Source organism: Pseudomonas sp. P4_B3 (assembly GCF_056402295.1).
This window is the reverse complement of record NZ_JBFUHR010000033.1, coordinates 18,987-44,532: the sequence shown is the minus strand read 5'-3', so window position 1 is coordinate 44,532 and position 25,546 is coordinate 18,987. Positions and strand designations below refer to the sequence as shown.

General features: G+C 61.0%; 28 protein-coding genes and 1 pseudogene. 9 read left to right on the top strand and 20 right to left on the bottom strand.

Annotated elements, in window-relative coordinates:
• Positions 1-280 precede the first annotated feature (280 nt).
• The 3 genes from AC1DWG_RS28710 to AC1DWG_RS28700 all read left to right on the top strand — a co-directional run bounded on the left by AC1DWG_RS28710 (position 281) and on the right by AC1DWG_RS28700 (position 2,170).
• Positions 281-544 carry a DUF2790 domain-containing protein gene (locus tag AC1DWG_RS28710; protein WP_223463033.1) on the top strand — a complete coding sequence of 88 codons (264 nt, stop codon included), beginning with the start codon at positions 281-283 and terminating at the stop codon, positions 542-544.
• A 48-nt stretch (positions 545-592) separates the two neighbouring features.
• Entirely contained in the window at positions 593-805 is a 213-nt protein-coding gene (locus AC1DWG_RS28705; protein WP_477788682.1) for a hypothetical protein, read from the top strand.
• Between the two features lie 147 nt (positions 806-952).
• Entirely contained in the window at positions 953-2,170 is a 1,218-nt protein-coding gene (locus AC1DWG_RS28700) for a cytochrome c biogenesis protein DipZ (protein ID WP_477788681.1), read from the top strand.
• A 17-nt stretch (positions 2,171-2,187) separates the two neighbouring features.
• On the opposite strand, the gene AC1DWG_RS28695 is transcribed toward AC1DWG_RS28700, so the two are convergent.
• Together AC1DWG_RS28695 and AC1DWG_RS28690 are read right to left on the bottom strand one after the other, a co-directional pair.
• Positions 2,188-2,649 carry a GNAT family N-acetyltransferase gene (locus AC1DWG_RS28695; RefSeq protein ID WP_477788680.1) on the bottom strand — a complete coding sequence of 154 codons (462 nt, stop codon included), beginning with the start codon at positions 2,647-2,649 and terminating at the stop codon, positions 2,188-2,190.
• 76 nt (positions 2,650-2,725) lie between these two features.
• The gene (locus tag AC1DWG_RS28690; RefSeq protein WP_477765279.1) at positions 2,726-3,703 is read right to left on the bottom strand and encodes an AraC family transcriptional regulator; all 978 of its coding nucleotides are present in this window, start codon (positions 3,701-3,703) and stop codon (positions 2,726-2,728) included.
• 178 nt (positions 3,704-3,881) lie between these two features.
• On the opposite strand from AC1DWG_RS28690, the gene AC1DWG_RS28685 reads away from it, so the two are divergent.
• Together AC1DWG_RS28685 and AC1DWG_RS28680 are read left to right on the top strand one after the other, a co-directional pair.
• Positions 3,882-4,151, top strand: a complete 270-nt coding sequence (locus tag AC1DWG_RS28685; protein ID WP_477765280.1) for a DUF4242 domain-containing protein — start codon at positions 3,882-3,884, stop codon at positions 4,149-4,151.
• 45 nt (positions 4,152-4,196) lie between these two features.
• Positions 4,197-5,009 (top strand): class I SAM-dependent methyltransferase, encoded by an 813-nt coding sequence (locus AC1DWG_RS28680; protein ID WP_477788679.1) that lies wholly within the window; start codon positions 4,197-4,199, stop codon positions 5,007-5,009.
• A 69-nt stretch (positions 5,010-5,078) separates the two neighbouring features.
• Here the strand turns inward: AC1DWG_RS28680 and AC1DWG_RS28675 are convergent, their stop codons facing one another.
• Positions 5,079-5,465, bottom strand: coding sequence for a DUF488 domain-containing protein (locus AC1DWG_RS28675; RefSeq protein WP_477765282.1), 387 nt, complete (start codon positions 5,463-5,465; stop codon positions 5,079-5,081).
• Positions 5,466-5,467: 2 nt separating this feature from the next.
• Positions 5,468-6,190 carry a phosphatidylcholine synthase gene (pcsA, locus tag AC1DWG_RS28670; protein ID WP_477752771.1) on the bottom strand — a complete coding sequence of 241 codons (723 nt, stop codon included), beginning with the start codon at positions 6,188-6,190 and terminating at the stop codon, positions 5,468-5,470.
• 259 nt (positions 6,191-6,449) lie between these two features.
• On the opposite strand from pcsA, the gene AC1DWG_RS28665 reads away from it, so the two are divergent.
• Entirely contained in the window at positions 6,450-7,175 is a 726-nt protein-coding gene (locus AC1DWG_RS28665) for a tellurite resistance TerB family protein (protein ID WP_477788678.1), read from the top strand.
• Between the two features lie 102 nt (positions 7,176-7,277).
• On the opposite strand, the gene AC1DWG_RS28660 is transcribed toward AC1DWG_RS28665, so the two are convergent.
• The 8 genes from AC1DWG_RS28660 to potE all read right to left on the bottom strand — a co-directional run bounded on the left by AC1DWG_RS28660 (position 7,278) and on the right by potE (position 16,466).
• Positions 7,278-7,952 (bottom strand): DUF3313 domain-containing protein, encoded by a 675-nt coding sequence (locus AC1DWG_RS28660; RefSeq protein WP_477765284.1) that lies wholly within the window; start codon positions 7,950-7,952, stop codon positions 7,278-7,280.
• 50 nt (positions 7,953-8,002) lie between these two features.
• Positions 8,003-9,271 (bottom strand): OmpP1/FadL family transporter, encoded by a 1,269-nt coding sequence (locus tag AC1DWG_RS28655; RefSeq protein WP_477788677.1) that lies wholly within the window; start codon positions 9,269-9,271, stop codon positions 8,003-8,005.
• A 68-nt stretch (positions 9,272-9,339) separates the two neighbouring features.
• Positions 9,340-10,953, bottom strand: coding sequence for an arylsulfatase (locus AC1DWG_RS28650; protein ID WP_477765286.1), 1,614 nt, complete (start codon positions 10,951-10,953; stop codon positions 9,340-9,342).
• 216 nt (positions 10,954-11,169) lie between these two features.
• Positions 11,170-11,448 (bottom strand): DUF3303 domain-containing protein, encoded by a 279-nt coding sequence (locus tag AC1DWG_RS28645; RefSeq protein ID WP_116263655.1) that lies wholly within the window; start codon positions 11,446-11,448, stop codon positions 11,170-11,172.
• 204 nt (positions 11,449-11,652) lie between these two features.
• On the bottom strand, positions 11,653-12,192 hold the full coding sequence (locus AC1DWG_RS28640) for an HD domain-containing protein (RefSeq protein ID WP_477765287.1): 540 nt from the start codon (positions 12,190-12,192) through the stop codon (positions 11,653-11,655).
• Positions 12,192-12,593: a hypothetical protein gene (locus tag AC1DWG_RS28635; protein WP_477752765.1), complete on the bottom strand. Its 402-nt coding sequence runs from the start codon at positions 12,591-12,593 to the stop codon at positions 12,192-12,194. Before AC1DWG_RS28635 ends, AC1DWG_RS28640 begins: the two co-directional genes overlap by 1 nt.
• A gap of 181 nt (positions 12,594-12,774) precedes the next feature.
• Positions 12,775-15,060 (bottom strand): Orn/Lys/Arg family decarboxylase, encoded by a 2,286-nt coding sequence (locus tag AC1DWG_RS28630; RefSeq protein ID WP_477765288.1) that lies wholly within the window; start codon positions 15,058-15,060, stop codon positions 12,775-12,777.
• On the bottom strand, positions 15,057-16,466 hold the full coding sequence (potE, locus tag AC1DWG_RS28625) for a putrescine-ornithine antiporter (protein ID WP_477752763.1): 1,410 nt from the start codon (positions 16,464-16,466) through the stop codon (positions 15,057-15,059). Before potE ends, AC1DWG_RS28630 begins: the two co-directional genes overlap by 4 nt.
• Positions 16,467-16,648: 182 nt before the next feature.
• On the opposite strand from potE, the gene AC1DWG_RS28620 reads away from it, so the two are divergent.
• Together AC1DWG_RS28620 and AC1DWG_RS28615 are read left to right on the top strand one after the other, a co-directional pair.
• Positions 16,649-16,978 carry a hypothetical protein gene (locus tag AC1DWG_RS28620; protein ID WP_477752762.1) on the top strand — a complete coding sequence of 110 codons (330 nt, stop codon included), beginning with the start codon at positions 16,649-16,651 and terminating at the stop codon, positions 16,976-16,978.
• Between the two features lie 124 nt (positions 16,979-17,102).
• Positions 17,103-17,519, top strand: a complete 417-nt coding sequence (locus tag AC1DWG_RS28615; RefSeq protein WP_007991821.1) for an organic hydroperoxide resistance protein — start codon at positions 17,103-17,105, stop codon at positions 17,517-17,519.
• A gap of 117 nt (positions 17,520-17,636) precedes the next feature.
• Here AC1DWG_RS28615 and AC1DWG_RS28610 read toward each other — a convergent pair whose 3' ends face one another.
• The 6 genes and pseudogenes from AC1DWG_RS28610 to AC1DWG_RS28585 form a co-directional block, all read right to left on the bottom strand.
• The gene (locus AC1DWG_RS28610) at positions 17,637-18,146 is read right to left on the bottom strand and encodes a copper chaperone PCu(A)C (protein ID WP_477788676.1); all 510 of its coding nucleotides are present in this window, start codon (positions 18,144-18,146) and stop codon (positions 17,637-17,639) included.
• A 1-nt stretch (position 18,147) separates the two neighbouring features.
• Positions 18,148-18,753 carry an SCO family protein gene (locus AC1DWG_RS28605; RefSeq protein WP_477752760.1) on the bottom strand — a complete coding sequence of 202 codons (606 nt, stop codon included), beginning with the start codon at positions 18,751-18,753 and terminating at the stop codon, positions 18,148-18,150.
• Between the two features lie 180 nt (positions 18,754-18,933).
• A complete protein-coding gene (locus tag AC1DWG_RS28600) occupies positions 18,934-19,818 on the bottom strand; it encodes a ChaN family lipoprotein (RefSeq protein WP_477765291.1) in 885 nt (294 codons plus the stop codon).
• Positions 19,819-19,870: 52 nt separating this feature from the next.
• Positions 19,871-20,638 carry a heme ABC transporter ATP-binding protein gene (locus tag AC1DWG_RS28595; protein WP_477765292.1) on the bottom strand — a complete coding sequence of 256 codons (768 nt, stop codon included), beginning with the start codon at positions 20,636-20,638 and terminating at the stop codon, positions 19,871-19,873.
• Positions 20,638-21,621: a FecCD family ABC transporter permease gene (locus AC1DWG_RS28590; protein ID WP_477765324.1), complete on the bottom strand. Its 984-nt coding sequence runs from the start codon at positions 21,619-21,621 to the stop codon at positions 20,638-20,640. Before AC1DWG_RS28590 ends, AC1DWG_RS28595 begins: the two co-directional genes overlap by 1 nt.
• Positions 21,622-21,787: 166 nt before the next feature.
• Positions 21,788-21,931 (bottom strand): annotated as a pseudogene (locus AC1DWG_RS28585) (hemin-degrading factor); the annotation flags it as partial.
• Positions 21,932-22,045: 114 nt separating this feature from the next.
• Here AC1DWG_RS28585 and metE point away from each other — a divergent pair.
• Positions 22,046-24,334 carry a 5-methyltetrahydropteroyltriglutamate--homocysteine S-methyltransferase gene (gene metE, locus AC1DWG_RS28580; protein ID WP_477788675.1) on the top strand — a complete coding sequence of 763 codons (2,289 nt, stop codon included), beginning with the start codon at positions 22,046-22,048 and terminating at the stop codon, positions 24,332-24,334.
• 160 nt (positions 24,335-24,494) lie between these two features.
• Here the strand turns inward: metE and AC1DWG_RS28575 are convergent, their stop codons facing one another.
• Entirely contained in the window at positions 24,495-25,166 is a 672-nt protein-coding gene (locus AC1DWG_RS28575; RefSeq protein WP_477788674.1) for a class I SAM-dependent methyltransferase, read from the bottom strand.
• Positions 25,167-25,262: 96 nt separating this feature from the next.
• Positions 25,263-25,481: a DUF4287 domain-containing protein gene (locus AC1DWG_RS28570; RefSeq protein ID WP_477788673.1), complete on the bottom strand. Its 219-nt coding sequence runs from the start codon at positions 25,479-25,481 to the stop codon at positions 25,263-25,265.
• Positions 25,482-25,546: the final 65 nt, after the last annotated feature.

Here is a 25,546-nt window from a genome sequence, read left to right as displayed (position 1 = left end):
ATAAATGGGGAATGCCACACAGTCTATCGAGCCTGGGCGGGCTCGCCTGCCGCCCTTTGTATTGCAGTGTATCTGGCTTGCCTGAGGATACACACGAAGGCAAAAAAGCCGATTTTCAGCGGTTTTGTATTGCTCTGTATCTGCGCCCGGTTCTGATACGTACCGATTGATTCACGCCGATTCCCGACACAGACGAGATACCTCGCAAGCTTTTAATAGGTTCCATCGAGGCAAACCAGACCGCTTCGGATCAACCTTTTGAAACCTTGAGGAACTCGCCATGAACACCAAAGCCATCTACGCCGCGTGCCTGTTTGCCGCACTGAACATCTGCACCCTGTCGGCCCGTGCCGAAGCCGATGTCGCTCCGAAAACCTACACCTACGGCACCCAACTTGACATCAGGAAAGTGGTGTCGCTGACCGAAGACGCTACGCCTTCCTGCGGCGTGGTAAATGCGCGGCTGACGTACCTCGACGCTCAGTCGAAATCCCAGGTGCTGGATTACCGAAAATTCGCCGACAACTGCAACTCGCAAAACTGAGTGTTGCGACCAACGATCGCCCAAACCATTTGAAACAGGAAGGACATCATGAACAACGTTTCCCGCTTTTTGACCGCCATCGCCTTTTCCGTCGCCGGTGTGGCCGCCCATGCCAACGCCGCTGTCGAGCAAAGCGCCTGCGCCAGCAACACCTGCTTCCAGCTCACACCCGTGGCGGAGAAGGGCACCAATGGCTTCCTGGCGCAGGACGGTTCCAGCCGTACACCGCAAGGGCAGATGCTGGATGAGCAGACTGCTTGAGAACACCCCCAACCCGCTGTAGGAGCTGGCTTGCCAGCGAAGGCGGTCTTGCAGGTGATATCTGTATTGAATGTGCCGACGCCTTCGCAGGCAAGCCTGCTCCTACGGTGGTGATGTGTCGCCCTCTAATGTGTATTAGGTGATCCCATGTTACTCATTGCTTTCCTGGGCGGCATATTGACCGTCCTCAGCCCGTGCATCCTGCCGGTCGTGCCATTGCTGTTTGCCGGGGCCGACCACACACGCTCCTCGATCCTGCTCACCCTCGGCGGCATGGTCCTGACCTTTGCCCTGGTCTCCAGCCTGGCCGTGGTCAGCAGTGAGTGGGTGATTCAGGCCAGCAACACCGGCCGCCACGTAGCGCTGGTGGTGATGGTGCTGTTCGCCCTGTCGCTGATTTCCGCTCGGGTCGGTGACTGGCTGGCGCGGCCCTTCGTGCTGCTGGGTAATCGCATCGACCCGAACTCGCGCAAGGTGTCCGGGCCGCTGGCTTCGATCATGATCGGTGTCGCCACCGGGTTGCTCTGGGCACCGTGCGCCGGGCCGATCCTCGGGGTGATTCTGACCAGCGCCATGCTGCAGGGCGCGAACGCCGGCACCAGTCTGTTGTTGGTGGCCTATGGTGCGGGCAGTGCGCTGTCCCTGGGCACCTTGATCTTTACCGGTCGCGGCCTGGTCAATCGCTTGAAACCGTCGATTCCGGTTACGGGCTGGTTGCGCCGTGGCGCCGGGGTTGCGGTGCTGGCCGGGGCGGCGGTGATTGCAACGGGGGCCAACGACCTGTTGCTGGCCAATACTTCTTCGCAAGGTGTCAGCAGTGTCGAGAAGGGCGTGCTGGAGACCGTGCCGAAAGTCTTCGATTACCTGGTCAGCAAGGTAAAGGCCGACAGCGCCATGGACAATGCCCAAGGCGCGATGCCGTCGCTGTCCGGCGCGGTGGATTGGTTGAACTCGCCCGCACTGACTAACGAAGCGCTGAAAGGCAAAGTGGTGCTGGTGGATTTCTGGACCTTCGACTGCATCAACTGCAAGCACACCCTGCCGTACGTGAAGGACTGGGCGAAGAAATATGAAAAGGACGGACTGGTGGTGATCGGCGTGCACACGCCCGAATACGGCTTTGAACGCATCATCGACAACGTCAGGGCCAAGGTGAAGGAGTACGGCATCACCTACCCGGTGGCGATCGACAACAACTACGCGATCTGGCGCAACTTCGACAACCAGTACTGGCCGGCGCACTACCTGATCGATGCCAAGGGGCAGGTGCGTTACACCCACTTCGGTGAAGGCAGCTACGACACGCAGGAACAAATGATTCAGCAGTTGCTGCAGGAGGCCAGGGCCAGCGCGCCTGCGGCGTAATCCGCTTGATCAATGGCTCACAGGTCCCGAGCCATGAGCCATTGATCTTTTTCCCACGCTTCAAATCGCTCCAGCACCACCCAGCCGCGCTTGGCGTAATAAGCGCTCTGGTCCTGGGTGTGCAGGTAGATTCTCTTCTCGCCGCTGGCTTTGGCTTGCGCGCAAATCCCTTCGATCAATCGCTCTGCCAGGCCCTTGCCGCGTGCCTCGGGGGTGATGAACACGCAAGCGAGCCACGGCCCCAGATCCGGGCGATGGTCCAGGTCGGCCCTGGCCAGTGCTGCGCCGCCCACCAGCTCGTCGTGGTCGAGGGCGATCAGACATTTCCAGTCGCCGTTGTCTTGGCCTTCGGTGAACTCACGTTGCCAGTCAGGCAGGGGCTGTCCGGCGTATTCGTAGTGGAACTGCTGGTGGATCCACGAAGCGAATGTGTTGCTGTGCTGCATATGTCGAGCAAGCCAGTCCAGGCGGGGTGCCATGTTGTGAGTCCTTTCAGAGGTCAGTCGCTGGGTAGCGAGAGTAGCGGGCCTGGGCGGTGCTGTCGCCTGCGCTGGCTCAGCGACCGCTCAAGTGATTCGAGGCCACCTGAGCGCGCCGCCACGCCGCCGGCGGCGCACCGTACTCGCGACGAAAGGCGCGGCTGAAGGCGGTATCGGTCTGGTAGCCGACTTCTTCGGCGATCCGCGTCAAGGAGCTGTTGCTGCTGCGCAACAGATTGGCGGCCAGCAACATGCGCCATTGCGTCAGGTATTGCATCGGCGACACCCCCACCAGTTGCTGGAAACGCTCGGCCAATACCGATCTTGAGGTGCTGGCGGTGCGCGCCAGTTCGTCCAGCGTCCAGGCGTGGCAGGGTTTTTTATGCAAGGCGTTGAGGGCAGCGCCGACGATGCGGTCGCGAACACCGGCCAGCCAGCCGGTGCGGCCTTCGCCCTGTTCATTCATGTACAGGCGCAGCACTTCGATGAACAGCACTTCGGCGAGTTTGGCCAATACCCCTTCGCCGCCGGGGCGGGGCGAGCGGGCTTCGGCGAGGGCATAGCGCACGGAGGATTCCAGCCAGATGCCGGCATCCGAGCCGCGCACATTGACCCGCACCACGGCCGGCAAGCCCTTGAGCAACATGCCTGCCAGGCGCGTGTCGCAGGCCAGGTACCCGCACACCAGGCGGGTGACCGCGCCACCCCCGCCATAACTCAGCTGCCGGGGCCGCCGCGCCAACACCGCATCCAGTCGCGCACCCGTGGCCGGGGGTAATCCGGGACGTGAGCACATGCGATGGGCATCGCCCTGGGGGAAGATCACCACGTCGCCCGCACTCAGCAGCAGCGGCGGGTCATCGCCCAGTTCGACATAGCACTCGCCCTCGGTGATCAGGTGAAAGATCACCACCCGTTCCGCATCGGGCTCCAGAAACGGCGCCGCCGTATCGGCGCTGGGCGACTGGTAGCACCAGGGCGCAGTGAAGCGGGCGTTGATGAAGATCGCGCCGACCAGATGCACGACGCGCAGGGTCTGTGACAGAGCGTCCATTGGGGTTTCCCCGTGGGAGGGTTCCTGATTGTGAACGCGCCGGCGCGCAACGTGGAATCTCCGGACGATCGGGCAGGGTTGGGCGACGATCGGGCAGGACGCCAGCGCCCGTCAGGACGATAGTTTGACCACAGGGTGAGTGCCGCCCTGCCATCCAGAACAATAAAGAGAGGTTGCCATGCCTAAGTTCGTCATCGAACGTGAGATCCAGGGCGCCGGAGCTCTGTCGGAAAGGGATTTGAAAGCCGCTTCGCAAAAGTCCTGCCGGGCCTTGCGTGAGTTGCCAGAGGTGCAGTGGCTGCAGAGTTATGTCACCGGTGACAAGCTCTACTGCGTGTACATCTCGCCGAACGAGGAGCAGATCAGGGAGCACGCCCGGGTGAGCGGGTTTCCCGCCAATCGCATTTCCCAGGTCATGAACATTATCGACCCGACAACGGCGGAGTGAACGCCCGCCAGGCCCGATTCGTGTTTCACCCCAGAGACCGTTTCCATGAGTACACCCATTGACCTCACTGCCTTGAAAAACCGCCAGATGGCCTCCTGGGCCAGCGGTGACTACGCCGTGATCGGCACCACCCTGCAAATTGTCGGCGAGCAACTGGCCGAAGCCTGCGACCTGTTGTGCGATGAGCGCGTGCTCGATGTTGCTGCCGGCAACGGCAACGCGACACTCGCGGCTGCACGCCGTGGTTGCCAGGTGACGTCCACCGACTATGTCGCGGCCTTGCTCGAACGCGGCGAAGAACGGGCCCGGGCAGAACGCCTGAACGTCTCCTTCCAGGTCGCCGATGCCGAAGCCTTGCCCTTTGCCGACGGCAGTTTTGATGCCGTGCTGTCGACCTTCGGCGTGATGTTCACGCCGGACCAGCCCAAAGCCGCCACGGAACTGGCGCGGGTTTGCCGCCCGGGCGGCCGGATCGGCCTGGCCAACTGGACGCCGGAAGGTTTCGTCGGCCAGATGTTCAAGACCCTGGGCCAGCACCTGCCACCCCCGCCGGGAGCGAATCCGCCCTCGCGCTGGGGTACTGAAGCCTGGCTGCACGAGCATTTTGACGAGCGGGAATTTCTGCTCCAGGTGACGCGTCGCACCTTCAATTTCCGCTATCGCTCGGCGGCGCATTTCATCAACACCTTCCGCGAGTGGTACGGGCCGGTGCACAAGGCCTTCGCCGCGCTGCCCGCGGACGGCGCCAAGGCCCTGGAGATGGACCTGACCGAACTGATCCACCGGATGAACCGGGCGGGCGACAAGTCGCTGGTGGTGCCGAGTGAATACCTGGAAGTGGTGATCACGCGGCGCTAAGCGATAACAATGCAACCCCCCCTGTAGGAGCGAGCAGGCTCGCTCCTACAGGGGGGGTTGGAGTTCCGGCTAAATGACCTTCGCACCACGCGCCTCCAGCAACTCGCGCAACACCGAGCGATGACAATGCGCTTCATCCTCGCAATAACAGCCCACGGCCAGGGATGTCTGATGGGACAACGCAGCCAGCAGGTCGAGCATCTGACTGGCAGCGGGCTGGCTCATCTCGGCCTTGAATTTGCGTCTGAACACCTCCCAGGCCTTGGCATCTTGCGCAGCCTTGGCCTCGGCCACCAGCTCCGCGCTGGGCGACAGCAGCGGCTGCCAGACATCATAAAAATCCCGACAGGCGAATTCGGCTTTCGGTACGCCACGGGGAGGGCGGCGTACCGTACCCAGGCGCAAACCTTCGTCGGGTCGACGGGGTGATCCGAGTTGAACAATATGGACCGCCATGGCTACTTGAGCCGCGATTGGTCAAACCACTCGAGCGCCGTGCGCCATAAGCAGATGCCCAGGAAGTACGCCGACATCAGCAGCCACAGCCCCATCACCAACGGGTTGATCACCGGGTGGTTGAGCACCAGCGACAAACTGCACAGCAACCAGATGGCCGTCACCGCAATGTTGATCGGCATGAACCGGCGCACGCGGAACGGATGCAGGAATTTCATCCGGGTCACGGTCAGCAGCGCCAGGCCAATCACCGTAACAAAGGTGATCCACGGCGACGGAGCGATGATGTACAGGCACAGGGCAACCACGTTCCAGGCGGCGGGGAAGCCCTGGAAGTAGTTGTCCTTGCTCTTCATGTTGACGTTGCAGAAGCAGAACAGCGACGACACCAGAATCAGCGACACGCTCAGCAGCAAGGTGTAGTCCGGCAACGGGATGTAGCGATAGATGAACAGTGCCGGGATAAACACATACGTCAGGTAATCGATCACCAGGTCGAGGATCGAGCCATCGAAGCTCGGCAACACTGACTGCACATTGACCTTGCGCGCCAGTGCACCGTCCAGCCCGTCGACGATCAGGGCGACGCCCAGCCACAGCAGGCAATGGGTCGGCTGGTTATCCAGCAGGGACAGGGTGGCGAGGAAAGCGGTGACCACGCCAGTGGCGGTAAAACCATGGGCGCCCCATGCTTTGAGTCTGGCGATTCGTAGGGTTGAAATCACGGGGGCGTTCTCCAGTGAATGAAGCAAGCCAGTTGTCACCCCGCGTATGGGGGCGGTGGCAAACCGGGTCGGGTTGCAGGTATCGACCGGGTATCCGGGAATAAGGTTCACCACCTATGAATCTTAGCTGCGCCGCAAAAAAATACTCCGGACCCATCTGCGGTAGCACGGGCGCGTCAGCCCAACGGTGCTGGCACATTCGCCTGCGGGGACTATCGTTGCCTGACTGGATAAACCCCTTCCAAAGAGGACAAGCGTCATGAACACCAGCGATCTGCTCGAACAATTATTGCGCGCCGGCCAGGGCTCGATGGCGCAGCAGGGTGGCAGTGGCGCGGCGGCCCAAGGCGGGCTCGGCGACCTGGGTGGATTGCTCGGCGGGTTGTTGGGCGGTGGCGGCGGTGCTGGCGGCGGTGGCGCAGGGTTGGGCGGTTTGCTCGGTGGTTTGCTCGGCGGCGGTTCGCCGATGGGTGGCGCGCCACAAAGCCGCTCCGGTGGTGGCACAAATTATGCGGCGCTGGCGTCCCTCGGCATGATGGCGTTCCAGGCGTACCAGGCCTGGCAGCGCAGTCAGGCGTCGGCCCCGCAAGAAGCTCCGCGCACGGTGGACTTGCTCGCCGGCCCGGAAGCCGAGGAGCACAGCCATGCGATCCTGCGGGCATTGATTGCGGCGGCCAAGGCTGATGGCCGGATCGACGACGCCGAGAAGCAGATGATCAGCACCGAGATCGGCCGTCACACTGACGATCCTCAATTGCAGCAATGGCTGGACGATGAAGTCGCCAAGCCACTGGACCCCAATGACGTGGCGCAGTCGGCGACCGATCCTGGAATGGCCTCGGAGATGTATCTGGCCAGCGTGATGCTGGTGGACGACCAGCAGGACGCCGAGCGCAACTATCTGGATGAACTGGCCGCGGCGTTGCAGATCGAGCCGCAGCTGCAATTGCATCTGGAGCAGAAAGCCAAGGGCGGCGCGGCCTAAATCGCCTTCGACAGCAGAAACGTGGGGATGAAGGAGTGACCGCAAGAGTCAGGAAGGAACCCCAGGTGGCGAGGGAGCAAGCTCCCTCGCCACAAGAGTGTGTTACTTCAGGAACGCCTGGAAGTCGGTGCCCAGTTTGTCGATCGCCGCCTTGAAGTCCTTGGCGGTAATCTTCTGGCTTTCGTTTTCCAGGGCGGTGCCAAACACCTTGCGCACCACTTTGGCCACGGTCTGGTTGCTCTTCGCGTCGACGAACTCGGCTTCGATGAACAGGGTGGTGTCCTGGTCGCGGTGACCGGTGGCGGCCTGAGTCGCGCCGACAACGGCTGCGACCGGGACCACTTCATACCACTTCATGCCTTCGTTCTCGGCGGTCACCCCGGTAATTGCCGCACGCATGATCAGGGGCCTGGAACCGGCCGGTGCGGACGAGGTGTTGGACACTACGCGGTATTTCTGACCCAGGGTGGCCTTGGCCTTGCTGGTCATGTAGTTCTGGATGTCGGAGAGCGTTTGCTGGTTGACCCGTTCGTTGGGCTTGGGCGCCGGGTACAGCTCCAGCTTGTTGAACACCACGGTGTCATAGGCATTCGGGTTCCACGAAGGGCTGACCCAGCGCATCGCGGTGCCGCCGCTCGGCGTTTGGACTTCCTGCAGGTTGTTGTAGTTGGACAGGAAGCCAGAGTATTGCTCCTTCTCAGTCACTTTCGAGGTGCAACCGCCTAGCAACAGACTGGCCAGCGCGGCGCCGACAAGCAGGTTTCGGGACAGATTCATAGTGGTGTTTACTCCTTGGATGAAATCGTCGTTCTTTCGTTTACAAGACATCAGAATCGCCAGGTCATATTCCCGGTCAAGGCTTGAATCCAGGCATTGTCGAATTCACCGGAAACTCGATTGCCCGATACGGATTTGGCCTGGTCAACCGGCATGTCGCCGATCCAGACCATGGCCCAGCTGACGTTGACATCAGTGTCTTTGTTCAGAGCATAGGTGGCTCCTGTGGCAATGCGCCAGGATTCGCTCATCGGCACGACCACGCTACGGTTGCTGTCCGAGACGGCACTGCTGTCGTAGGCCACGCCGAAGTTCCACAACCACTGCTCGGTGGCCTGGTATTGCGCGCCAAGGGAAAGGTGCCAGGTGTCCTTGAAGCCGGCGTCGACCGTTGTCGATTGCGCACCAAGGGCCGTGGTGTCGACCTCTACGGCGATGTCGCCGAACTTGGACCAGTCCTGCCAGTTGGCCGAGGCCAACAACGCCCATTGCCGGTCCAGTTGCTGGAACAGACTCAGGGTGACGGTTTGCGGTACCTTCATGTCGAGTTCGGTGTTGGTGTTGTTGACGCGCTCGAGCAGACGTCCGTCGCCCTTCACATCGAGCCGGTCCTCGAAGTCCAGGTCGACCTGGCTGGTGTAGGTCAGGCCGATGCGTGTGCCGGGTTGCGGGGCGTAGATCACTCCGACGTTGGCGCCATAGCCCCAGGTGTTGTCCCGGTACTTGAATTGGCCGTCAGAGCGGTCAGTGAAGCCGAAAGGGGAGCGGTCGATGGCGGTGTCGGCCTTCAGCATGCCGTACATGGCCTTGATGCCCAGGCCGACCGACCACTGCTCGTTGAAGCGATAAGCCACGCTCGGTACTAGCGACAGGCCGAGCAGGCTGGAGTTCTGTGCGAAGTAACGGCCGGACCAATCGTTGTCGTAGTTGACCGCCAACCCGAAGTCACCGTACTGGCCGAAACCGACGCTCCAGTGCTCGTCCAGTTCATGGCTGATGAAGAAGCTGCCACCGGGAATCGGATCGAGGGCATTGCCACTGCCGCTGCCCGGGACGTTGGTGCCAGAGTCGCGGTCGAAGCTCAGGTCGCCATACAGAACCTGCAAGCCGGCGGTGATTTGCGTGCCCGGCAGGTAGCTCATGCCCGCGGGGTTACTGGCTATGGTCGAGGGGCCTTGGGCACGGGCGGCGGCGCCGGCGTTGGCCAGGCCAGCGTTATCGGTGCCGATTTCATAGAGCATGATGCCACCGGCCCAGGCTTGCTGGCAGCACAGGGCAAGTAGCGCAGAAGCGGGCAGGGTAGCGGTTTTTGTCGGCATTGAAATCCCTCAGCAATTGTCCATTTCGAATACGGGTGGACTGCACCAGCCACCCGTGGATTCGGCTGTTACTTAGCCATCTCTGCTCGAGCCTTGGCGATCTTGGCTTTAACCGAGTCGAGGTTGAAACTCGCGCCTTTTTGCATCGGCGGGAACTCGATCGCTGTTTCAGCCAGTTTGGCCACCTGCTGCTGGACGAACACGAAACGCCAGAATTGGAACTTGAACCAGTCGAAGTATTGTTGCGAACCCTGTGCGGCCTGATTTTCCGGCCAGCCCATGCGCTCGAATGGGTCGAGTCGAAGATTGGTCAGGTTCGGCACGTCCACATCAACTTTAGCCCCCAACCAGCCACCCGGTTGATCAATGAAGCGATATTTGTAGTCGTCTATGCGCACTGCACCCAAGGAGCTTTCTCCGAAGTAGAAAACTTCATGTCGGTTCGACGGACCTTTTCCGGTGATCATTGGAGTTTGATCATAGCCGTCCAGGTGAACTTTGTAGGTGGTATCGCCCAATTGTTTGCCTTTGAGCAGTTCCGCCGTGATGTTCGGGTTGCCTGCCGCCGCGACCAGGGTCGGGAACCAGTCCATGCCGGACATGATGCCGTTGGCGATCTGATTGGCCGGCACCTTGCCTGGCCAGCGAATGATTGCCGGCACCCGGAAGCCACCTTCCATGACCGTGCCTTTGCCCATGGCGAACGGCGTCGTGCCGCCATCGGGCCAGGTGAAGTTTTCCGCACCATTGTCGGTGGTGAAAATCACGATGGTGTTGTCGTCCATGCCGTCTTTTTTCAGCTTCGCCAGGACGTCGCCAACGATGTCATCGAGCTGCGCCATGCCGGCTTCCTGTTCCGACCAGCCATTCTGCGAGTTGCGCATGGCCTCGTACTTGTCGGACAGGTGCGTGACGATGTGCATGCGGGTCGGGTTGAGCCAGACGAAGAACGGTTTGTTGTCCTGTTTGGCCTTGTCGATGAAAGAGAAGGCCTTGTCGCGAATCTCCTCGTCAACGGTTTTCATCCGCTCCGGATAGAGCGTGCCGGCATCTTCGATTTTCTGCTTGCCCACCTTGCCCCAGCGCGGCATCACGGTCGTGTCATCGGTGGTGGAGGCCCAGCTGTGGACCATGTTGCGTGGGCCGACGCTGTCCAGCAGTTCCTTCGGATAATTGGGGTGTGCCGGATCCTCCATGGCGTCGAGGTGATAGAGGTAACCGAAGAATTCATCGAAACCATGGACGGTGGGCAGGAACTGGTTGAGGTCACCCAAGTGGTTCTTGCCGAACTGGCCGGTGGCATAACCCATGGCCTTGAGGGTGGTCGCGATGGTGACGGCTTCGGCGGGAATACCCACGGGCGAGCCGGCCTGGCCGACAGTGGTCATTCCCGTACGAATCGGCAGTTCGCCGGTGATGAAATTGGCGCGGCCGGCGGTGCAACTGGCCTCGGCGTAATAGTCGGTGAAACGCATGCCTTCGTTCGCTAGCTGATCAAGGTTGGGCGTTCGGCCGGCCATCATGCCCTGGTTGTAGACGCCGATATTCGACCAGCCGATATCGTCGCCCATGATCACCAGGATGTTGGGGGCTTTGTCGGCGGCAAGGGTCAGGCTGGGAAACGCCATTGCAGACAGCAACAGGGGGACCGCTAACATCGAGGTTAAGGTTGTCCGATTCATGTCGAGCTCCTGCGTACTTGCGTGAGTAAATCGAGACGAGCCCCCAACCGTCGTTGAAATTCGTAACCCCCGGGAAGAGCGTAGGTTTGAATTGCGAAATATCCAGTAATGGATAGTCAGAAAGCATTGATTCAGGCGCATTGCGCCGAAAGAGTGTCCCGTTAAAGACACCGGCGAAATCGGGGCGGCGAGCGGTACTCGCCGCCTCAATCGTCATTACCGGGCGGCAGTGGCGGCCAGCAAGGGTGCGATTTGCTCATCGGTCAATGCGGCGTGCACGTCCATGCTCATCAGGTCGTTCCACTCCAGCACCCATTTTTGAATCGGCACCAAATCACTCGCCTCGGCAATGCCGAAGCCGGCCGAGCTCCCTACAGCATGCCAGCGTCCGTGCATGGTGACGCCTGCAGGCGGCGCGCCACCGGTCTTGAGAAAACGTGCGATTGCGGCATCACGGTTATCCGGGCTGATTGTCCAACTGACGATGAATAACATCGGCCACCTCCTGTTACGGATTGGCACCGGTCTTTATGCGCGTACCTGGCTGGCGCCGGGGCCGTGGCCGCGCTTGGGTTTCCAGTTCCGTCCTGGCTGGCTTGCGGCAAAATCTCCCATGGAAGGCATAGCAGTGCACCGCGATTCCTGTATGACCGCTGATCCTGTTCCGGTGCATTTTCGAGGGGGTAACAGACGCCTGTTTCACCAGCGAAACATGGGCAGCGGGCGCAGCGGCGAGCGGATGAATTGCCGGGCTGAAAGCTTCATCAGCATCGAGTGAAAACCGTGATCGGGAAAGGTCGCCTGCACGGTTTTGATGAAGCTTCGGGGCAAGCCGAAACGCACCAGGCCCAGCGACACATCCACCAGATCGGCCTGGCGGAAGTGTTCGACACTGTTGGCACAAGCGCCGCGATACCGGCGCAGCTTGTGATGCTCAAGTATCAACGCGCTGACTTCATCCTTCAGTTCCACTCGTTGCTGGCTGTCGAGGTACTCAGTGGCCAGGGCAATGGATGGCGGCAGGTAGTCGAGGGTGTCATCGGTCCAGATACCCAGGTCATGAAACGCCGCTGCGATCTGTACGGCGTCCGAGGGCAAACCTTCGGCACCGCTGAGGGCGGTATGGAAATTCAGCACCCGGTAAATGTGGTTGCGGTAGCCCTGCAGGTCGGCACCGATGGCCAGGGCGTACGTGGTGAGAATCTTGTCGGTGAGGGGGAACTCGAGAATGGGCTTCATCAGGCGTCACGCAACAGGTCGTTGGCATTGAGCAATTCGTAGGCAATCTCCGGGCGCTTTTCCATGGCACGGCGAATAGCGGCGGGGATGTTGGCGCGGGTCTTGCGGCACAGCCCCGGCAGTTCGCCAACGCGGATGCCGATGCCGCGCATGGTGCGCACTTCGTTGAAGCCGGGGGCGATGTCCACGCGCAGACCCAACTGTTCGAACATGCGCCGTTGCACGTGCTCAAGATCGCTCAGGCTCTGCAGGTTTTCCAGGCGTTCGATCAGGCGTTTTTCTTCGTTGCGGGTCAGAAACAGAATGCGCAGGTCCGCCCCCGGTGTTTCCAGCAACGGGTCACGCCCGCAGTCGCAGGCGCCGGGCGGGCAGGGTGAGCGGATTGCAGCGGTGGTGGTCATGGGGATCAATCATAGAGCGCTGTGATCGAATTTGCCCATAGGGATTTGTGGGGGCGATGCAAAGCAATGTAGGAGCGAGCCTGCTCGCGATGGCGTCGTGTCAGGCAACAGTGATGTTGGCTGCAAAAACGCTATCGCGAGCAGGCTCGCTCCCACAGGGGTTGCGGTGAACCTGCGTGACTTATTTCAGTACCAGCATCCGATAAACGCCGTCCTCGACTTCGATCCCGTGGGTGTCATGGGTGAAGCCGGGGAAGGATTTGTCGAAGGCTTCCAGTGCCTTGAGATACGCCAGCAATGGACCGTCCGCAGGCCCTGCGTTCTCACCCGGCATGAGCAACGGGATGCCTGGTGGATACGGCACGATACCGGTCGCGGCAAGACGCCCGGCGGCTTCGTTGAGGGTCACCAGTTCGATGTCGTTGCGCACCAGTTTTTCGTAGGCCTCCACCGGGCTGAACTCGGCCTTTGGCAGGGTGCCGAAGGCCTGGGACATGTTGGCGGTGGTCTTGTGTTTCTTCATGGCGGCGAAGATTTCGTCGGCCAGATCCTTCAGGCCCATGCCGGCATAGCGGTGCTGGTTGGCGTTGTACAGATCGGGCAGGCACAGCTCGAGTTCGGCGTTGTCGTCGTAATCGCGCTTGAAGTCGAGCAGGGCATTGAGCAGTGTGCCCCATTTGCCTTTGGTGATACCGATGGAGAACAGGAACAGGATGGTGAAGTCGGTGGTTTTCTCGACCACGATACCCTGACGCCCCAGGTACGCGGTGACTACGCAGGCGGGGATGCCGTTGGTGAGCAGGTTGCCGTCGTCGCCCATGCCCGGGGCAAGTACCGAAACCTTGATCGGGTCGAGCATGCAGTAGCCGTCTTCGATGTCACCGAAACCGTGCCATACCGCGTTCGGGTGCAGGACCCAGCAGTTCGGGTCGGTTTTAAGCGTAGCCGGGTCGACCTCATGGAACGGCACGGTCGCTGCGCCAACCTGTACGGTCGGCGGCTGCCAGCAGGTGAAGAACCAGTCATCCTTGCTCAGCATCTCGTTGTGCATGCGCGAGAGCACCTGGCGGAAGCTGATGGCTTCTTCGATCGATTCGCTGGTGAGGATCTGCCCGCTCGGTGCTTCCATCATTGCCGAGCTGACGTCGCAGGACGCCATGATCGCGTAGTTCGGCGAGGTCGAGGCGTGCATCATGTACGACTCGTTGAAGCGCGCATGTTCGATCGGGTTACGCCCGTCGCGCACGTGGATCATCGAGGCCTGGGACAGGGCGGCCAGCAACTTGTGGGTCGACTGGGTGGCGAACACGGTCGGCTTGGACTTGTCGTGATCGGCAGGGTTGCCGTGCATGGCATGGCGCCCGCTGTACAGCGGGTTGAAGCGCGCATAACCGTACCAGGCTTCGTCGAAGTGCAGACGGTCGACACTTTCGCCCAGCAGCTCTTCGACACGGGTGACGTTGTAGGTCAGGCCGTCGTAGGTGGAGTTGGTGACAATGGCGTGCACGGGTGTCGGGTCGATGCCTTCCTTGACCAGCGGGTTGTTGGCGATGGCGGCTTTCACGCCTTCGGCACTCAGGGTCTGCGGCAGGATCGGGCCGATGATGCCGTAGCGGTTGCGGGTCGGCACCAGGTAGGTCGGAATCGCCCCGGACAGAGTCATCGCATGCTCGGCGGACTTGTGGCAATTGCGGTCGCACAGGGCGATCTGGTTGCGCGTAACGCTGGCCATGAGGATGACGCGGTTGGACATCGACGAACCGTTGGTCACGTAGTACGTGCGGTGCGCGCCGAAAACCTTGGCGGCATAACGTTCGCCCTGGCCGATGGGGCCGCTGTGATCGAGCAGCGAACCGAGTTCGCCAACCGAGATCGACAGGTCGGAACGCAGCAGGTTTTCGCCGAAGAACTCGTAGAAGGCCCGACCTGCGGTGCTTTTCAGGAATGCCGTGCCACCGGCATGCCCAGGGGTGTGCCACGAGTATTCATAGTTGCGGGCAAACTTCACCAGCGCGCCGAACATCGGCGGCAAGGCGGCCTGGCGATAGCGTTCGATGGCCGCCAGGATGCGCCCGCTGAGGAAACGGGAGGTGTCCTCGGGCAGCCAGATGAAGTCGTCGGCGTGTTGCATGACCAATAACGGAATGGTCGACGCGGTGGTACGGTCGCTGATCAGGAACACCGGCACCCGGGTGTTGCGCTCGCGCAGCTTGACCAGCAATTTGGTGCAGTCGGCGTGGCCTTCGCTGGTGTCCATTTCCCATCGGATGAGCACGCATTGAATGGCCGGGTCCGAGCGCAGGATCGATGCAGCATCGGTGAGGCTTTCCGAGGCCAGAACACTGACACCACGTCCCTCTACGTCGTGGACCAGTTGGTCCAGGGCGCGGCCGAACACCGTTCGCTTGTCCGGCGGACTGCTGACCAGTAGCGCCAGCATGCCCAGCGAGTGTTTATATTCCGTCATGCTTGAACCTCCATAGTGGCTGTATTCAGATTATTCACCGGCACTGGCTCGGCAGTGAGGTGCTGCGCGCTGACGGTTTGCGTCGGTACGCTGTTGTTGAGAGCTTCGAGGCGGATCAGGCGGTTGTTGACGAAGCCGAACAGGGTGTAACCGAAGATCGTGGCCACGCCGCCCAGCATCAGGGCCTGCTCACCGGAGCTGTACAGTGCCAGGTAGCTGTAGGCCGCCGCGATCAGGGCAATGACGTTGGTCACCAGTGCCTTGCCTTCCGGCACGTTGGAGACTTTCTGCATGGTCATCAGCGCGGCCATGGACAAGATGTAAGGCACCAGGTTGGTCACCACCGCGAGATTGACCAGGGTGTCGAACTGCTTGCTCAGGTCAGGGCTGATGGTGAGCAGGGCCAGCGCGGTCTGTGCGGCGAGCAGTACCAGCATGCCGACAATCGGCGTTCCCGCTTTGTTGGCCTTGGCGAAGATCGACAGGAAGTAGCCGGTGTCGGCCGAGCTTTTGTACACCTGGGCAATCGTGAACTGCCAGCCCAGCAACGAGCCGATGCAGGCGAGCACCATGGCCGCCATCACGATGTCGCCGACCATCGGGGTGAACATCTTGGCAAACACCAGGCCGAACGGTGCGGTGGACGCGACCAGTTCTTCGTTGCCGACGATACCGAAGATGACGTTGGTGGAGACGATGTAGATCACCGCCGCACCCAGGGTGCCGCCCAGCACGGCAATCGGTACGTTGCGCTCAGGGTTTTCCACCGCGTCGGTGTTGGCGCAAGCCGATTCCAGGCCGAGGAAGGCCCACAGGGTGATCGCCACCGAGGCGCCTGCCGCTTCGAACCAGCCTTTGTCGTGAGGGTTCCAGCCTGCGGCGTAGACGCTGCTGTCGAACCAGAACCAGCCCACCGTGGATACCAGCACCACCGGGGCAATCACACCCCAGACCGTGATCGCACCGATCCGGCCGGTGATGCTGGCGCCGCCAAAGTTGGCGAAGGTGGTGATCCACAACAGAGCAATAGTCGCCAGACCTACTTGCAGCGAATCGAGTTTTATCCCGAACAACACCTGGATATAACCAACCGCAGTAATACTGATCGCCACGTTGGCAATCAACAGCGACAGACCGTAGGTGTAGTTGGTGATGTAGTTACCCGCTTTACCGAAGGTGTATTCGGCATAACCGCCCATGCCGCCGGTCTTGCGGCTGAGCATCCCGCATCGCGCAAACGCGTAGGCCAGAGCGAGGGAACCGGTGGCCGTCACCAGCCAGGAGAGGATCGAAATTGCACCGACTTCCGCGAGTTTCGTCGGTAGAAGCACAATGCCGGAGCCCAACATGTTGACGGCAGTCAACATTGTCAGTTGCCCCACACTCATTTTCTTTGCGACTGACATTCCGTTGCCTCACTTAGTTGGCGATTGAGAGTCTTAGCTATAGCAAAGGATTGAAAACTCGCAAGAAATGACATTGCCCATCTCGTTTTCGCTTTAATTTGCAGAAAAGGCACGATGCTGGCCCCCAAGTTTAAAAATCCTCAGCAAAATTAGTTAATTTTCAGCCAGTTAAATAGGTCAAGATGCGCAAGATATGGATCGCGTTAATCCCGCTGGTAGTTGCGGGTGTAGCTAATTCGGCTCAAGCCAAAGAACTGGCCAGCAATGATCAGTACATGTGCAGTTGGGGTGCGGGCACCGCTGCAAGGGCACAGGAACTCAAGCTTGCAGGCGTTTCTTTGTATGCCGCCCGCCAGAAAATTCAGGTCTACAAGTTCGCCAAAACCTGGATGCGCATGATGGCACTTGGCATTACAGAGCAAACTTATGACAGTCCGTCGCGATTCAAACCGACTGCTGTACGGCAGAGCTTTTATGAGGACTGCGTCAGGTACAAGTTGGCGCGTAAATAAACAAGAAACGGGCGCTGGTCGGATCGACCACGGTGTGGGCGTGTGACGTCTATATTGATTGACCATCCCAGCGACCCGATGGGGTGTTAAAACCGGTTTCTTACAACTTAATCAGGAGGTCACCATGAACCAGATCGATAAAGTGTTGTACACCGCCAAAACCCACACCACCGGCGGGCGTGACGGCGCCTCCCGCAGCTCCGACGGAATCCTCGATGTGAAGCTGTCGTCGCCAGGTGCGGGCGGTGGCGGTACTAACCCTGAGCAACTGTTCTCTGCCGGATGGTCAGCCTGTTTTATCGGCGCCATGCAGGTTGCGGCCAGGGAAATGAAAGTGGCGTTGCCCAAGGATGTGGCCGTCGATGCCGAAGTCGACCTGGGCACCAATGAAGGCGGCTACCTGCTCCAGGCGCGGCTCAATGTCAGCCTGCCAGGGCTGGATCGCGAAACCGCGCAGAAAATCGTCGACACCGGGCACCAGTACTGCCCGTACTCGAAAGCCACGCGCAACAACATCAACGTCGTACTCAAGCTGGTTTGAGTTGACATGAAAAGGTCTTGATCAAAAAAAGATCGCAGCCTGCGGCAGCTCCTACACCGATTTCGTAGGAGCTGCCGCAGGCTGCGATCTTTTTGGTGTTGCAATACTACGGGAAAATCAATTCATCTTGCTGTGATCATGCATCATCGAGCTGTGATCCATAGTGCCAATCGCCTTGGCAACGGCTTCAACCTGAATCGACTCTTTCTCACCCCTGGCGTCTTCCACGGTCAGGGTCAGCGGCACCTTGTCGCCTTCCTTGATCTGGCCCGTCAGGTTCATGAGCATGATGTGGTAGCCGTGGGGATCGAAGCTCACCGCTTTACCGGCGGGCAGTGCGACGGCGCCCACCTGCTGCATTTTCATCACGTCGTCTTTCATGCTCATTTCATGGATCTGCACAAGCCCGGCAACCGGCGTTTGCACGCTCAGCAGTTTGCTGTCGCTGCTCGCGGTGACGGTCATGAAGGCACCGCTCGACGGCTGGCCGGCCACGGTGGCGCGGACCCAGGCGTCTTCGACCTCGGTTTGTGCCGACGCCTGAAAGGCCAGGCCGACCAGGGACAAGCCCAGCGCCAGTTGCTTGCAGCGTTGTGCGAAACGGTTTTTAGCCTGCGGGGCATTCATTTCAGCAAACCTCCATCACGGTGAGCAGGTCTTCTGCGCACTCTTGGGCCGTCAGGGACGTGGACAGTCCCAGGCGCAGAGTGCCCCGGGAGTCGAAGACATAGCTGGTCGCGGTATGGGAGAGGGTATAGGTATCGCCGCTCGGGACTTTTTCAAAAAACACGCCAAATTCCTTGGCGGTGGCAGCGGTTTCTTCCAGGGTGCCGTACAGCGCTTCAAAACTCGGGTCGAAGGCTTTTACGTATTTATCGATCATCTCTGGCGTGTCGCGCTCAGGGTCCAGGGTGATGAAGATCACCTGCAGCCTTTCGCCATCGCGACCCATCAGCTTTTTGGCCTGGGCCGCGCGGGCCAGGGTGGTCGGGCACACGGCCGGGCACTGGGTGAAACCGAAGAACACCATCGGCATCAGGCCGCGATAGCTGCCCAGCATCCGGGTTTCGCCCTGAGCGTTCTTGAGCTTGAAGTTGCGCCCCATGATCTTGTCGCTGAGGTCTTTGCCGTACTTGAACGACAGCTTGCTGCTGTCGTCGCAACCGGCGAGCAGGCCCAGGCTCAACAGGCCCATGCCTTGCAGGACCGTTCGGCGGGTATACACAGTACTCATGAAAAAAAGCATCCTGTTGAACAGGCTGAAATGACAGCGTGATGACTGTACAGACGAAAAAATCGTGGGGATGTTAACAAACTGTGTCGGTGCCGGAGGGGCGGATACGACCATTGGACCGACACAGAGGCGTGACATAGTGTCGCGCCGGAACGGGGCTTGATGATTTTGTAGGGGGGATTAACGACGCAGCTGCGCGCAATGATCCTCTTCCGGTTGTGCGGCGGTGTACCACACGTAATCCGCACTCTCGGCAGTCACGGTCTTGCCCACTTCGGCCAGGATCAGCACCGCATTCCCTTCACCGGCACCGAGGTCTTTCAAGTGCAATGGCACCCCCAGGTCCTTGCGCACGTGGAAGGCACCGGCCAGCAACAGCGCAGGTAGAGGCGCGGCCATCAGGCGCTCCGCCATGCGCCGGTCACGCTGTTGCTGCACAGCGAGCATCGCCGGCATCTGTGCTTCGGGCAACAGACCACAATGGGATTCGCGGATGTCGTCCAGCAAGGTCGCCTGCACCTGTTGGGTGGTGGACGCTTGCCCCGTGAGTACCGGGCGCTGTTTGTAGATCTGCATGATCTGCGCGCGGTCCAGGTTCGCCGCCAACAGCGGATACGGTTGTCGCAGCGCGTAGGTGACCAGTGCGCCATAAACACTCCAGTCCCAATTGGCCTGCCAGGCCAGCGCCGTGAACGCATCGGCCGGTGGCTGTCCGGCGCGGGTCGCGGCTTGGGCGGCATCGACCCTGGCCTGTTGATCGGGATTGAGCATTTCCATCAGCAGACTGCCCTGGGCGCGTTGTGCCGCCAGTTCGCGCAGCAACCACAGTTGCAGGGCGTGGTGGTCCGGGTTGTCGTGCTGCTCTCCGACCAAAACACGTGGGGCAGCGGCCAGGCGTTGGACCAGTTCTTGCGGCGTCAGCGTGCGGCCCGTGGCGAGTTCACGGATGACCCCGAAGTCAGTGTGATCACGCCCTTGCGGGGCGATCGACGCCGGCAGTGGTGTAACTTGATGGGTTTGGCAGGCAGCCAACAGGCTGAATGCACAGAGCAACACAAAGCGCATCGGTTTTCCTTATTGGACAGATGCCCCCTCGATGACAGAGGAGGGGGCGGTATCAGCGCGCGATGATCAACGGGTGGCCGCGTTCCGGATGCTGGTGGATCAGCACCTCCAACCCATAGACCGCCGCCAGCGCTTCGGCGGTCAGCACCTCGGCCGGTGGACCGTAGGCGTGGGGCAGGCCCTGTTGCAACAACAGTAGTTGATCGCAGTAACGTGCGGCCAGGTTGAGGTCGTGCAGAATCACCAGCACCGCCGCCCCGCGCTCGGCGAAATCACGCACGGCTTGCAAAATGGTGTGCTGGTGCAGCGGATCGAGCATCGACGTCGGTTCATCGAGCAGCAGGGTTTGCCCTTCGGCACCCGGCCACAGTTGAGCGAGCACCCGCGCCAGATGCACGCGCTGGCGTTCACCGCCGGACAGGGCCAGGTAACTGCGTCCGGCCAGATGAAGCGCATCGGCAGCTGAAAGCGCCTCGGCGACGATTTCGCCATCGCGCACGCGGCCGCTGGCGTGAGGCAAGCGACCCATGCCCACGACGTCATTGACCGAGAACGCAAAGTTCAGGCTCGAACTCTGCGGCAGCACGGCCAGGCGTCTGGCCCGTTCCTGACCCGGCCAGTCGGCGAGTGGACGCTCGTCGAGGCTGACCGTGCCTTCGCTGCTCGCCAGTTCGCCGCATAAAGCGGTGAGCAGGGTGCTTTTGCCGGCGCCATTCGGCCCCAGCACACCCAGTACTTCACCGGGGCGCAACTCGATATCGATGTTCGCCAGTACCGTGCGCTTGTCACGGCGTACCAGCAAGTTGTTTGCCCGCAGCATCAGGAACGCCCTCGTACCAGCAGATAAAGAAAGAACGGAGCGCCGATCAGTGCAGTCACGATACCGATGGGTAATTCGGCTGGCGCCAACAGCAGGCGCGCCGCCAGATCAGCCAACAACAGCAGGCTGGCACCGGCCAGTAACGACGCGGGCAGCAACACCCGGTGATCCGGGCCGACCAGCAGACGCATCAGATGCGGTACCACCAGGCCGATAAAGCCGATCAGGCCGGCCGCCGCGACGGCCGCACCGACGCCGAGCGCCGTGCACAGCACCAGCTCAAGCTTGATCCGCTCGATGTCGAAGCCCAGGTGACGGGCTTCCGACTCACCCAGCAGCATGGCATTGAGCGCCGCCGCCCGACGGGGCAACCACAGCGCCACGCCCAGGGTGACGATCAGCAACGGCCACAAGCGCAGGTAGCTGGCACCGTTGAGGCTGCCCAGGTTCCAGAACGTCAAGGTGCGCAAGGTCGCGTCATCGGCCAGGTAGGTGAATAGCCCCACGCCGGCACCGGCCATGGCCGTCATCGCCACTCCCGCCAAGAGCATGGTGGCAACGTCGGTTTGCCCGTTGCGGCGACCAAAGCGATACACCACCGCCGTGACGATCAAGCCACCGGCGAAGGCGCTGACCGACAGCAGATAAGGTTCGATCGCCGCTGGCATGCCACCGAGCAGACTGCCGCCGACGATGGCGAGGGCGGCACCGAGTGCCGCGCCACCGGAAACACCGACCAGACCCGGATCGGCCAAGGGGTTGCGGAACAACCCCTGCATCGCCACGCCGGACAACGCCAGTACCGAACCCACGGCGATGCCGAGCAAGCTGCGCGGCAGGCGAATCTGACCGAGGATCAACTCCGCCTGCTGCGTGTCGCCACCGTCAAGCGGCAACCCGAGCAGGCGCATCCCGCCCAGCAAGGTATCGCCCAGCGGCAGGCTGACCGGCCCGAGGGCCAGGGACAGCCAGAACACCAGCACCAGCAACAGCAGCAAAAAGATCAACGTCGGACGCGGCCGAAAAATGGCCGTCATGGTTTGATCCCGGCGGTCTGCGCTTTGGCGTTCGGGTAGAACGCCGTGGCACAGGCCGGCAGTGTCTTGATACGCATCGGGACTATTCCTTAGCCGATCAGAGGGGGTGGTGGGCATCGAAACCTTCGTAGCGGGTGATGATGCCATCGCCGCCCGGCTTACGCACACGCCACAGTTCGGTCACGCCAGTGGTTTTCAGATGCAGGTTGAACATTGGGGCGAGCACGCTGAACCAGGTGTCCATCCAGCGCAGGCTGTGCAGTGTCATCGATCATGAGAATAACTTGTGATCATCACGATTAAAATGAGTTTGTCTCACTCGTTGGCACTGTCGACAATGGCCCCATTGAACGCATTGGAGTTATTTGACATGGCTGTGGCCCATTCCCTTGGATTTCCGCGCATTGGTCGCGACCGCGAACTGAAAAAGGCTCAAGAGGCGTTCTGGAAGGGCGAGCTCGACGAAGCCGGTCTGCGCACCGTGGGCCGCGACCTGCGTAAGACCCACTGGGACTTGCAGAAAAAGGCCGGGATCGAGCTGTTGCCGGTCGGTGACTTTGCCTGGTACGACCAGGTTCTGACCCACTCGCTGATGTTCGGTGTGATCCCTGAGCGCTTCCGCCCACACGATGGCAAGGCCAGCCTGCAAACCCTGTTCGGCATGGCGCGCGGTGTGAGCGACAGCTGCTGCGGCGGCGCGCATGCCCAGGAAATGACCAAGTGGTTCGACACCAACTATCACTACCTCGTGCCTGAATTCAGCGCCGATCAACAATTCCAGCTCGGCTGGGATCAGCTGTTCGAAGAAGTCGAAGAGGCCCGCGCACTGGGGCACCACGTCAAGCCGGTGATCATCGGCCCGTTGACTTACCTGTGGCTGGGCAAGGTCAAGGGCGCCGAATTCGACAAGCTGGAGCTGCTGGATCGTTTGCTGCCGTTGTACGGTCAAATCTTCCAGCGCCTCGCGGCACAAGGCGTTGAATGGGTACAAATCGACGAGCCGATCCTGGTCCTCGATCTGCCGCAGGACTGGAAAAACGCCTTTGAGCGCGCCTACAACCTGATTCAGCGCGACCCGCTGAAGAAGCTGGTCGCCACTTACTTCGGCGGTCTGGAAGAGAACCTGGGCCTGGCCGCCAACCTGCCGGTGGACGGTCTGCACATCGATCTGGTGCGCGCACCTGAGCAGTTCCCGACCATCCTCGACCGTCTGCCGGCCTACAAAGTGCTGTCGCTGGGCGTGGTCAACGGCCGCAACGTCTGGCGCTGCGACCTGGAAAACGCCCTGGCCACGTTGCAGTATGCTCACGAGCGTCTGGGTGATCGCCTGTGGGTTGCGCCATCCTGCTCGCTGCTGCACAGCCCGGTTGACCTGGGGCGTGAAGACAAGCTCGATGCCGAACTGAAAAGCTGGCTGGCGTTTGCCGTGCAGAAGTGTGAAGAAGTTGCGGTGCTGGCTCAGGCGGTGAAAGAACCGGAAGCGCCGAAGGTGCTTGACGCGCTGACTCGAAGCCGTGCCGTGCAGGCCAGCCGTGCTGCGTCGCCGCGCATCCACAAACCGGCCGTGCAGGCACGCGTTGCCGCGATCACCGCCAAGCACAGCCAGCGTCATTCGCTGTTTGCCCAGCGTATCGAGAAGCAACGCGCCGGTTTGAACCTGCCGCTGTTCCCGACCACCACCATCGGTTCGTTCCCGCAAACCGCGTCGATCCGTCTGGCTCGCCAGTCGTTCAAGCAAGGCAAACTGACCGAAGCCGAATACACCGAAGCGATGCACAGCGAGATCCGTCACGCTGTGCAAGTGCAGGAACACCTGGGCCTGGACGTGCTGGTGCACGGTGAAGCCGAGCGTAACGACATGGTCGAGTACTTCGCCGAGCAACTCGACGGCTATGTGTTCACCCGTTTCGGTTGGGTCCAGAGCTACGGTTCGCGCTGTGTGAAACCGGCGGTGATCTTCGGCGACCTGAGCCGTCCGCACGCCATGACCGTGGAGTGGATCCGCTACGCCCAAGGCCTCACCGACAAAGTGATGAAGGGCATGCTGACCGGTCCTGTGACCATGCTGATGTGGTCGTTCCCGCGCGAAGACGTGAGCCGCGAAGTGCAGGCCCGCCAACTGGCCCTGGCGATTCGCGACGAAGTGGTGGACCTGGAAGCCGCCGGGATCAAGATCGTGCAGATCGACGAAGCCGCGTTCCGCGAAGGCTTGCCGTTGCGCCGGGCGCAGTGGCAGCACTACCTGGACTGGGCGACCGAAGTGTTCCGCCTGTGCGCCTGCGGCGTGCGTGACGAAACCCAGATCCACACCCACATGTGCTACAGCGAATTCAATGATGTGATCGAGTCCATCGCCGCCATGGATGCCGACGTGATCACCATCGAAACCTCGCGCTCGGACATGGAACTGCTGGATGCGTTCGAAGCCTTCGCTTACCCCAACGAAATCGGCCCGGGCGTGTATGACATCCACTCGCCACGGGTGCCGGACTCCTCGGAAATGGCCAACCTGCTGCGCAAGGCCGCCAAGCGTATTCCCGCCGACCGCCTGTGGGTCAACCCGGACTGCGGCCTGAAAACCCGCGGCTGGCCGGAAACCGAAGCGGCGCTGGTGCACATGGTCAATGCGGCGCGCCAGCTGCGTAAAGAGTGGGCCTGACGCTGTATTGGGTGTACCACTGAAACCTGTGGGAGCGAGCCTGCTCGCGATGGCGGAGTGTCAGGCGACATTGATCTTGAATGTACTGGCCTCATCGCGAGCAAGCTCGCTCCCACAGGATTGCATGGTAGTCAGCACCTGCGTGAAGGATTTGCATCAATCACCGCCGCGGCTCGGCCACCAATAGCAATGACTGTGGCACAGGGCTTTGCGGGTGCTGCGGCTCCTGCAAGCCGGCTAGCGTAAAACCCGCCATGTCCAGCGCATTGAGCCAACTGGACAAGGTACGGAAATACCACGGCATGGGCTGCCACTGGCCCTTGAACCCGGCGAAGGTCTCTTCCCGCCAGCCATCCTGATAGTCACCCGCCGCAGCAGCCCACGGGTGCAGCGTCTGGATCACCAGCGCGCCACCCGGAGCGAGCAGGGCGTTCATGGCGGCGAGCAGGGGGATGATGTCCTGATGCAGCAGGGCAAAATTGGCGCAGATCAGGTCGTAGTCGCGGCCAATATCGACTTTCGCTTCGGCCAACGCCTCATAGCTCGCCACATGCACCTTCGACGAACCCGCCGCTCGCGCCGCCTCCACCAGCGTCACGTCGCCATCCACACCTACCGCGTCAATGGCCCGTTCAGCCAACGCGCGCAACAACCAGCCTTCGCCGCAACCCAGGTCGAGTACACGCTCGGGCTGACGACCCAGTACCGCCAGCAGAATGGCCTGGTCGGTGACCTTGAGGCGACTTTCGATGGTGCCGCTGCGGATGGCGTCGATCCAGGCCTGGGCGTTGTGGTGCCAGCTGTCGAGGAGGGTGGATTCGGGGGCTGACATGGTCGATGTCCGGCGTGATGGCTTGGATGAAAGGATAGGGCAACAGAAGGTTAACGGTGGAGCCGGTTTTTACCCGGCACCATCGACTGCGCGTGGTCAGGCGCTTTTGGTGGCTGCCAAATGATAGGCAACCAACGCGTTGGCGTGGCCGTGACCCATGCCGTGTTCGGCTTTGAGCCAGGCCACCATCTCCATGTGTTTCTTGTCGCCGACGGTTTTAAGCAGATCCAGCCAATGGGTGATCGACTGACCGTACTTTTTTTCGATTGACGGGAAGTACGAAGCCGGTCCTTTGGTTTTTGTCTCTTCGGTCACGATGCAAACTCCCTTTTCGATTTTCCAGGTTCGAAAGCAGCGCCGGTTACGTTACTTATTTGCCG

Bases quoted from the DNA above. Each gene is read 5' to 3' on its own strand.
- AC1DWG_RS28710 (WP_223463033.1), top strand. From the start codon at position 281: ATGAACACCAAAGCCATCTACGCCGCGTGCCTGTTTGCCGCACTGAAC.
- AC1DWG_RS28705 (WP_477788682.1), top strand. From the start codon at position 593: ATGAACAACGTTTCCCGCTTTTTGACCGCCATCGCCTTTTCCGTCGCC.
- AC1DWG_RS28700 (WP_477788681.1), top strand. From the start codon at position 953: ATGTTACTCATTGCTTTCCTGGGCGGCATATTGACCGTCCTCAGCCCG.
- AC1DWG_RS28695 (WP_477788680.1), bottom strand. From the start codon at position 2,649: ATGGCACCCCGCCTGGACTGGCTTGCTCGACATATGCAGCACAGCAAC.
- AC1DWG_RS28690 (WP_477765279.1), bottom strand. From the start codon at position 3,703: ATGGACGCTCTGTCACAGACCCTGCGCGTCGTGCATCTGGTCGGCGCG.
- AC1DWG_RS28685 (WP_477765280.1), top strand. From the start codon at position 3,882: ATGCCTAAGTTCGTCATCGAACGTGAGATCCAGGGCGCCGGAGCTCTG.
- AC1DWG_RS28680 (WP_477788679.1), top strand. From the start codon at position 4,197: ATGAGTACACCCATTGACCTCACTGCCTTGAAAAACCGCCAGATGGCC.
- AC1DWG_RS28675 (WP_477765282.1), bottom strand. From the start codon at position 5,465: ATGGCGGTCCATATTGTTCAACTCGGATCACCCCGTCGACCCGACGAA.
- AC1DWG_RS28665 (WP_477788678.1), top strand. From the start codon at position 6,450: ATGAACACCAGCGATCTGCTCGAACAATTATTGCGCGCCGGCCAGGGC.
- AC1DWG_RS28660 (WP_477765284.1), bottom strand. From the start codon at position 7,952: ATGAATCTGTCCCGAAACCTGCTTGTCGGCGCCGCGCTGGCCAGTCTG.
- AC1DWG_RS28655 (WP_477788677.1), bottom strand. From the start codon at position 9,271: ATGCCGACAAAAACCGCTACCCTGCCCGCTTCTGCGCTACTTGCCCTG.
- AC1DWG_RS28650 (WP_477765286.1), bottom strand. From the start codon at position 10,953: ATGAATCGGACAACCTTAACCTCGATGTTAGCGGTCCCCCTGTTGCTG.
- AC1DWG_RS28645 (WP_116263655.1), bottom strand. From the start codon at position 11,448: ATGTTATTCATCGTCAGTTGGACAATCAGCCCGGATAACCGTGATGCC.
- AC1DWG_RS28640 (WP_477765287.1), bottom strand. From the start codon at position 12,192: ATGAAGCCCATTCTCGAGTTCCCCCTCACCGACAAGATTCTCACCACG.
- AC1DWG_RS28635 (WP_477752765.1), bottom strand. From the start codon at position 12,593: ATGACCACCACCGCTGCAATCCGCTCACCCTGCCCGCCCGGCGCCTGC.
- AC1DWG_RS28630 (WP_477765288.1), bottom strand. From the start codon at position 15,060: ATGACGGAATATAAACACTCGCTGGGCATGCTGGCGCTACTGGTCAGC.
- potE (WP_477752763.1), bottom strand. From the start codon at position 16,466: ATGTCAGTCGCAAAGAAAATGAGTGTGGGGCAACTGACAATGTTGACT.
- AC1DWG_RS28620 (WP_477752762.1), top strand. From the start codon at position 16,649: ATGCGCAAGATATGGATCGCGTTAATCCCGCTGGTAGTTGCGGGTGTA.
- AC1DWG_RS28615 (WP_007991821.1), top strand. From the start codon at position 17,103: ATGAACCAGATCGATAAAGTGTTGTACACCGCCAAAACCCACACCACC.
- AC1DWG_RS28610 (WP_477788676.1), bottom strand. From the start codon at position 18,146: ATGAATGCCCCGCAGGCTAAAAACCGTTTCGCACAACGCTGCAAGCAA.
- AC1DWG_RS28605 (WP_477752760.1), bottom strand. From the start codon at position 18,753: ATGAGTACTGTGTATACCCGCCGAACGGTCCTGCAAGGCATGGGCCTG.
- AC1DWG_RS28600 (WP_477765291.1), bottom strand. From the start codon at position 19,818: ATGCGCTTTGTGTTGCTCTGTGCATTCAGCCTGTTGGCTGCCTGCCAA.
- AC1DWG_RS28595 (WP_477765292.1), bottom strand. From the start codon at position 20,638: ATGCTGCGGGCAAACAACTTGCTGGTACGCCGTGACAAGCGCACGGTA.
- metE (WP_477788675.1), top strand. From the start codon at position 22,046: ATGGCTGTGGCCCATTCCCTTGGATTTCCGCGCATTGGTCGCGACCGC.
- AC1DWG_RS28575 (WP_477788674.1), bottom strand. From the start codon at position 25,166: ATGTCAGCCCCCGAATCCACCCTCCTCGACAGCTGGCACCACAACGCC.